This is a genomic window from Streptomyces albospinus (assembly GCF_014648695.1).
GTDB lineage: Bacteria > Actinomycetota > Actinomycetes > Streptomycetales > Streptomycetaceae > Streptomyces > Streptomyces albospinus.
The window spans coordinates 19926-27197 of the sequence record NZ_BMRP01000008.1 but is presented as its reverse complement, the minus strand read 5'-3'; the positions used below and the strand labels follow the sequence as shown (position 1 = coordinate 27197).

At 71.8% G+C, this 7272-nt stretch carries 6 protein-coding genes; 5 read left to right on the top strand and 1 reads right to left on the bottom strand.

Annotated elements, in window-relative coordinates:
- Positions 1-93 precede the first annotated feature (93 nt).
- Together IEZ17_RS42290 and IEZ17_RS13215 are read left to right on the top strand one after the other, a co-directional pair.
- Complete coding sequence (locus IEZ17_RS42290; RefSeq protein ID WP_229852219.1) at positions 94-1305, top strand: helix-turn-helix domain-containing protein; 1212 nt, start codon at positions 94-96, stop codon at positions 1303-1305.
- A gap of 38 nt (positions 1306-1343) precedes the next feature.
- On the top strand, positions 1344-1856 hold the full coding sequence (locus IEZ17_RS13215; protein WP_189299733.1) for an RNA polymerase sigma factor sigma-70 region 4 domain-containing protein: 513 nt from the start codon (positions 1344-1346) through the stop codon (positions 1854-1856).
- Here IEZ17_RS13215 and IEZ17_RS13210 read toward each other — a convergent pair.
- On the bottom strand, positions 1765-2658 hold the full coding sequence (locus IEZ17_RS13210) for an amidohydrolase family protein (protein WP_189299731.1): 894 nt from the start codon (positions 2656-2658) through the stop codon (positions 1765-1767). The genes IEZ17_RS13215 and IEZ17_RS13210 overlap by 92 nt on opposite strands.
- Positions 2659-2716: 58 nt before the next feature.
- On the opposite strand from IEZ17_RS13210, the gene IEZ17_RS13205 reads away from it, so the two are divergent.
- The 3 genes from IEZ17_RS13205 to IEZ17_RS13195 all read left to right on the top strand — a co-directional run bounded on the left by IEZ17_RS13205 (position 2717) and on the right by IEZ17_RS13195 (position 6350).
- Positions 2717-3490, top strand: coding sequence for a GntR family transcriptional regulator (locus IEZ17_RS13205; protein WP_229852218.1), 774 nt, complete (start codon positions 2717-2719; stop codon positions 3488-3490).
- Between the two features lie 78 nt (positions 3491-3568).
- Complete coding sequence (locus tag IEZ17_RS13200) at positions 3569-4858, top strand: MFS transporter (protein ID WP_308427647.1); 1290 nt, start codon at positions 3569-3571, stop codon at positions 4856-4858.
- Between the two features lie 52 nt (positions 4859-4910).
- Positions 4911-6350: a GntP family permease gene (locus IEZ17_RS13195; protein ID WP_189299729.1), complete on the top strand. Its 1440-nt coding sequence runs from the start codon at positions 4911-4913 to the stop codon at positions 6348-6350.
- The last annotated feature ends 922 nt before the right edge of the window (positions 6351-7272 follow it).

Sequence of the window (7272 nt, the reverse complement as noted above, 5' to 3'; positions counted from 1 at the left end):
GACGGGCGGCCTGGATGCCGACCAGGCAGACCGCAAATCGCCCATTTCTTGGGCGGGTTGTCGGGAGCACTTAGCCCAGAAGGATGAGATGTCATGACCCCCAAGGACGCCGGATTCGTCTCCTGTGCCAAACCCGGCTGCCCCAACAAGGTGGCGAGCGGGACAGGTCCCGGGAGGCGCCGGAAGTATTGCAGTGAGGCATGCGGCCGGGCCGTCCGCAAGATCCGCAGCTCGCAGCGCATCCCGGACACCCGAGCCCATGACGAGGACGCCCGCCAGGTCGTCGATGACCTGGCCGTGCGGGTCGCCGTACTGCGTGAGCAGATATACGCCGGAGACGCCCTCGCCGGACTCCGCCAAGTCGTCAGGCTCTCCGGCGATGTCAACGATATGACGGCCGCGGTGGTCCAGCAGGCGCGCGACCGCGGCTACAAAGGCCCCGCCATCGCGAAGGCGTTGAGCATGACCGTGGACAAGGTCGGCCGGATGTACTCGGCGGAGTGCGTCATCCGCAGGATGGCCAAGCGCCGTGACCGTCGCCCCGCCGTGCCGCCACCGTTCCCGGCCCGTACGGATCCGCCCCCGGCCTTCGCCCGTACCGGCCCGCCGGTGCCGTCCGGGCGGCATGGCACCTCAACCCCGATGGCACGTACAGGAGTTGACGGTGAGGGGCAGGGTGCCGGGGGTGTGCGTGATGCCGGGCGGCGGCGTACGTACTCGGGCGGGGGTGCGGGCGCCGGGGGAGCGGCCGGTGCGGACAACGGGCCACCGGGTCAGGACTCCGCCAGAGCGCTGGCCTCGGCCCTCTCCCACCTCCAGCGCACCAGCGGCAAGACCTTCAAGGCCCTGGGCGGCGAAGCGCGGGTGAGCGCCTCGTACATCTCCCGCATCCTGTCGGGCGAGCGGAGTCCCAGCTGGAAGGTCACCCGCCGCATGGTGCACGCGTGCGGCGGTGATCCGGAAACGATTCGCCCCCTCTGGGACGCCGCGCACGGTCGCCGTCTCGCACGGGCCGGCAGCCTCCATGCGGCGCTCCGCGGGCTGTACTTGTCGGCGGCCTGCCCCGACCTCGTGCAGATCTGCGTGTCCAGCGGCAACATCGTCACCGAGCGCGAGATCACCGGCCTGCTGCACGGGGCCCTCGTCCCCGACTGGGAGACCGTCGGCAGGATCGTCGGTGTGCTGCACGGCCGCCCGGACGACATCCGTCCGCTGTGGGACCACGCACGGATGAGCCAACTCGCCCCGATGGCCTACGGGTTGGTTCCCGAACGCCATACGCCGCGTGCCGAGGCCTTCGGATGACACCGGCACCCGCCCGCACACCAGCCAAGGGGATTCGCATGGCCGCAGTACCCACCCGCTCCCTTCTGCCGGTCGCCACCGCGGACCGGCCCGGCCCCCTCGCCGGACGGGCCGCCCCGGGCCCCGTGATCGCCCTGCCGCCTGCCTTCGAAGCCTTCTACGCCCTGCACTTCGAGCGCTATCTCGGCTACACCCTGGCCCATGTGGACGAGCCGGCCGCCTCCCGTGCCTTAGGCGAGGCGGTGGGGGAGGTGGTGATCCGCTGGGCCGACATCGTCCGGCGGCCGAACCCCGCCGCATACGCCTGGACGCTGTTCCGCACGCGGATACGTACCCGGGGTACCACCCGGGTCCGCAGCAGTCGGCCGGCAGGTCCGAACAGCCGTCATACGTCGCTCGGGTACGACGTGTTCGTGCTGCACGAGGTGCTCGGGTACACGGTGGAAGAGGCCGCGGAGGTCATGGGGGAGGAGGTGAGCAGGGTGCGCTGCGTGCTGGCTGCGGGGCGTCGGGTGGCGGCGTCCGCCGGCCGGGCGCTGCCGACCAGTTGAAGAGTCGGGCGGGGTTGTCGGCGGCGATCGCACGGAAGGTCTCCGGGCTGACGCGGGCGCGCAGCCAGCCCAGGCAGTCGGCGTAGCCGCGTCCGGACTCGTGGCGGGTCCAGGGCCAGTCGCTGCCCCAGACCAGGCGCGCCGTGCCCGCCTCCGCGGCCAGCCGGCCGAGCATGGTGGTGGCGGCGCCACGCGGGGAGCGGTACGGGGCGCTGACCTTGACCCATACGTGGTCGCGGCGGGCGAGGGCCAGGACGGTGCGGTCCGCGTCCGTGGGCCGGTTACCGCCGTCGGGCAGGCCGAGGTGGTCGAGGACAACGGCTGACGGCCAGTCGTGGATGTCGGGTGCCAGTGCCGTCCACTGGGCTCCGTGTGCCTGGATCTCCAAGTGCTGATGCCCTGTGGCGAGTTCGAGCGCGACGCGGCGCCAGTGCGAAGTGCGCAGGTCCGGGACGGGGCGGCCGATCACGTTCAGGCGGATGCCGGCCACACCCGGTATGTCCAACTCCGTCGAATTCAGCGGTGGTTGCTCGTCCAGGGTGAGGACGGCGCGGAGCCGGCCGGGCCGCTGTGCCAGGCAGCGCAGCAGGAAGTCGTTGTGCGGACCCAGGAAGCTGGGCTGGACGAGGACGCCGCCGGCGATGCCGTGCGCGTCCAGGAGGTGTCCGTACGCGTCCGGTGCGGCGTCGTAGTCGGGGAGATAGCGGGGGGCGGCGGCGGTCGGCAGTCCGCGGGTGAAGACGTGGGCGTGGCCGTCGATGACGGCCGGCGCGCCGGTCGCGGCGGTAGGTGTGGGGTCCACGGCGCGAGGCTACCCAGACCTGTAGACCTCTAGAGGACTCGCTGTCATAGTGTGCGGCATGGCACACGAGGCAACTCCGCCCGCACCAGGCCGCGTTGAGCTGGAGACACGCGATGCGCGGCTGCCGCTGCACGCGCGGCTGCGCGACGCGCTGGCGGCACGTATCGCGTCGAGCGAGTGGACACCCGACCGCCCGCTCCCCGCCGAGGCGGCACTCGCCGGGCACTACGGCGTGGCGCTGGGCACCATGCGGCGGGTGCTGGGCGATCTGGTCGAGCTGGGCCTGCTGGAGCGCCGGCACGGCGCCGGAACGTTCGTCCGCCGGGCCACCTTCGATGCCTCGCTCTTCCGGTTCTTCCGCTACGGCGACCCGCAGGCGACCGCTCCCACCAGCCGCATCCTGGACGTCCGGAGGGCGGTGCTGCCTCCTGAAGCGGCCGGACCGCTGGGGGAGGCCGCCGGGGCCACGGCATTGCATCTGCACCGATTGCGGCTGCGCGATGACCGGCCCCTGCTCGTCGAGGACATCTGGCTGCCACTGCCCCGCTTCGCCGGCCTGGATCATCTGACGGAACCTCATTTGGATGGCGGGCTCGGCGAGTTGCTGTATCCCGCCTACGAGAAGCGCTGCGACATCGTGATCGCCTCCGCCGAGGAGGTCCTCACCGTCGGCGCGGCCGGCGCGGCCGACGCCCTGCTGCTGCGCTGCGCGCGGTACGAGCCGCTGGTGGTGGTCGAGCGCACCGCGCGCACCCATGACGGAACACCGGTCGAGTGGCGCCGCTCGCGCGGCCGGGCCGCCGACTTCCGCTACCGCATCGAGATCCGTTGACCGGGAGCGGCGAGCGGGCGGCGGTCTTCCACACCCCGGCATACGAGGCGAGCCGGGCAAACGAGGCGAGGAGGCCCGATCATTCTGCTCACGTGGTACCGCACCGCTCCGACCGGCGCGCGGCGCGCCTTCTGGGCCGCGTTCGGCGGCTGGGCGCTGGAAGCCGCCGACGCCCAGATATTCGGGCTGGTCCTGCCCACCCTGCTGGCGATCTGGCAGCTGAGCGACGGCCAGGGCGGCCTGCTGGCCTCGGTGACCCTCATCTGCACCGCGGTGGGCGGCTGGTGCGCGGGACTGGCCTCCGACCGGTGGGGGCGGGTGGCCGTGCTCCGGGCCACCATCGCCTGGTACGCGATCGCCACCTTCCTGGCCGGCTTCGCCGGCGGCTTCGACTCCCTCCTCGTCCTGCGGTGCCTCCAGGGTTTCGGCTTCGGCGGGGAGTGGGCCGCCGGGGCGGCCCTGATCAGCGAGTACGCGGGCACCCGCTACCGCGGCCGGGTCCTCGGGGCCGTACAGAGCGGCTGGGCCGTCGGCTGGGCGGTGGCGCTGGCCGGCTATGCGCTCGCCTTCAGCGCACTGCCCGCCGCATGGTCGTGGCGGGTGATGTTCTGGGCCGGGGTCGCGCCCGCGCTGCTGGTAATCGCCCTGCGCCGCACACTCGGTGACCCGCCCGTCTACCTCCGGGGGAGGGCGAAGGTCTCGCCTCTGCGGATCTTCCGCCCCGACCTGCTCCGTGTCACCGTCTTCGGGGCGCTGCTCGGCCTGGGCAGCCACGGCGGCTACTACGCGCTCACCACGTTCCTGCCCACCTACCTCCGCGGCACCCGGGGCCTGACCGTCCTGGGCACCACCGCCTATCTGGCGGTCTTCATCACCGCGTCGTTCTTCGGATACCTCGTCTCCGGCCTCCTCGCAGACCGCATCGGCCGCCGCAGAAACATCGTCGCCTTCGCCGCGCTCTGCCTGCTCTCGCTCCCCCTCTACCTCCTCGTCCCCCTCAACGACCTCGGCGCCCTGCTCGCCTCCGCGCCCCTCGGCTTCTTCTCCGCGGGCATCCCCGGCGGCCTGGGCTCGCTCTTCGCCGAACTGTTCCCCACCGCCGTACGGGGCAGCGGCCAGGGCTTCTGCTACAACCTGGGCCGCGTCATCGCCGCCGCCTTCCCGGCGCTGGTCGGAGCGCTCGCGCCGCGGCTCGGCCTGGCCGCCGGGATCGCGCTCTTCGCCGGACTCGCCTACGCGCTGGCCGCGGTCGCCGCCCTCTGCCTGCCCGAGACCCGCGCAGACGACGGCCGGGTGAGCGGGGCTGCGGTGGCCGGCGGGCACGCGTACGGAGGCCCGGACCCGTACGGCGCCCCCGGATCGCACTGAGCCCCCCGCCGCTCCCCGTTCCTGACCGCCGGACCCCGAAAGGCCCCGCCGCATGACCGCGCACCCCCATCCCGATACCTGGTCGCTGCTCCTCATCCTCGTCGCCGCGATCGGCGCGCTGATCCTCCTGATCAACTCCCGCCTGCGCATGCACCCGTTCGTCGCGCTCATCGTCGTCGCGGTCGCCACCGGCATCGCGGCGGGCGAACCCGGCGGCAAGCTGCTGAAGTCGATCGAGGACGGCGCAGGCGGCACGCTCGGCGACGTGGGTGTCACGCTCGCGCTCGGCGCCATGCTGGGACGCCTGCTCTCCGACTCGGGCGCCACCGACGCGATAGCCCACGCCCTCGTCGACCGGTCGCCCACGAAGCGGCTGCCGTGGCTGGTGGCCGCCGCCGCCTTCGTCATCGGCATCCCGATGTTCTTCGAGGTCGGCCTGATCGTGCTGCTGCCGCTGATCTTCAGCGTGGCCCGCCGCCTCGCGGACCGGAGTGCGGAGACCGGTGGGAGCCACGGCTCGCCCTACGTCCTGCTCGGAGTGCCCGCCATCGCGGCGCTCTCCACCCTGCACGGGATGCTGCCGCCGCACCCCGGGCCGCTGACCGCCATGACCGGAGTCCACGCCGACCTCGGCCGCACCCTCCTCGTCGGCGTCGTCTGCGCCCTCCCCACGGTCGTCGTGTCCGGTCCGGTCTACGCCCGGTGGATCGCGCCCCGCCTGCCCCAAGTCCGCCCGGACGGCGCCCTGGTGGCCCAGTTCGCCGGTGCCGAGCGGCGCTCCGCCTCCGGTGCGCCCGCCGGCGGCAGCGGCTCTCCCTCCCGCATACGCACCGGACTCGCCATCGCCTCCGTCCTCGTCCCCGTCGCCCTCATGCTGCTGCGGACGCTCGCCGAGACCACGATCGACGCGTCCAGCGGACTGCGTGCCGCGCTGACCTTCGCCGGCGAACCCCTCGTCGCGATGCTCGCCGGGCTCCTCTTCGCCCTGGTCGTGACCCTCACCGCGCCCGGCGGCGGCTCCAGTTCCGGCGAGGAGATCCGCAACTCGCTGACGGACAGCCTGAAGTCCGTCGCCGCCATCCTGCTCATCATCGGCGGCGGTGCGTTCAAGCAGGTCCTCCAGGACTCCGGCATCGGCGACGCCATCGCCGCAGCCGCCAAGGGGGCCCACCTGAACGTCATCGTTCTCGGCTGGCTGATCTCCCTGCTGCTCTCCCTCACCACCGGCTCCGCCACCGTCGGCATCGTCTCCGCCACCGGCATCGTCGCCCCGCTGATCGGCACCGGCGGCGGACTGGAGGCGTCCCTGCTCGTCGTCGCCGTCGGCGCCGGCTCCATCGGTCTGAACTACGTGAACCACGCGGGCTTCTGGCTCGTCAAGGAGTCCTTCGGCATGTCGCTGGGGGAGGCTGCCAAGACCCAGACCGTGGTGCAGACGCTGGTCAGCGTGCTGGGTCTGGGCATGGCCCTGCTGCTGTCGGTCTTCGCCTGACGGGACGGGCCGCGGGCGGTCTCCCGGAGTCCGCCGGGCGATATGGCGGCGGGCGATGCACGCACGGTGCGTGCACAGCCGTCAAGTCGCCCTCGGACGAGCCTGGTGGGAAAGGCCCGCCTGCTCACCACGCTCATTTTCTTCCCTCCCCCCATCAACCGCCGGCTCACACGCATCAACGGAATACCATTCACCCCCTTCCCCATTAGTGCGGGGAAGTCGAAGGATTCGGACGGTATGGAGGGGCAATCGGCCAACCCCGCGGATACGGGCACGCTGCTCGACTCCGTCCCGTCACGCTCTACTCAACGCATGACGACAACAGTGCCCGGAGGGAGGGTATATGGCGTATCAGGTCACATGCGGTTCGACCAGGACAACGACCGGCCGGCCATGCCGTAATCCGGCAATGATCGGCTATTCACGCTGCCAGTTGCACCGCGGCGAGTGGAGCCGGCCGCAGCAGCGCAAGACCAAGAAGCGTTGATCTCGGGCGCCGCGGGCGGCTGAGAAAACGAGCAACTCGCCTATCCGAAACCCCCGGTGTGCTGCTTCGCCTGGGGGTTTCTCTCACGTCTGGAGCGGGCCGCGGGAGGGCCGCCTCCGCCTCGTCCACGACTGCCGCAATGCCTCGGAAGAGTGACACGAGCTGTTCGAGTGTCCACCGGGGCGCGGAGGCCGGTCCCTGTCTGACTTCCCTGCACTTCTAGAACGTGTGTGCATGATCTGCCCCCGTGCCACCCGTTACGGGGTGCAAACCGGGCCGTTCTTTAGGGCACCTGTACCCATCACGCGTCCCCCTGAGGAATCGCGCACCCCTGAGGTGCACGGTGTGCCGCCGTGCATCGTTCGAAAACCCGTTGCGCAGCTGCCCGTTTCCGGCGTGCTGTTGACGTCCGACGCCGGAAGCAGGAGATGCGGG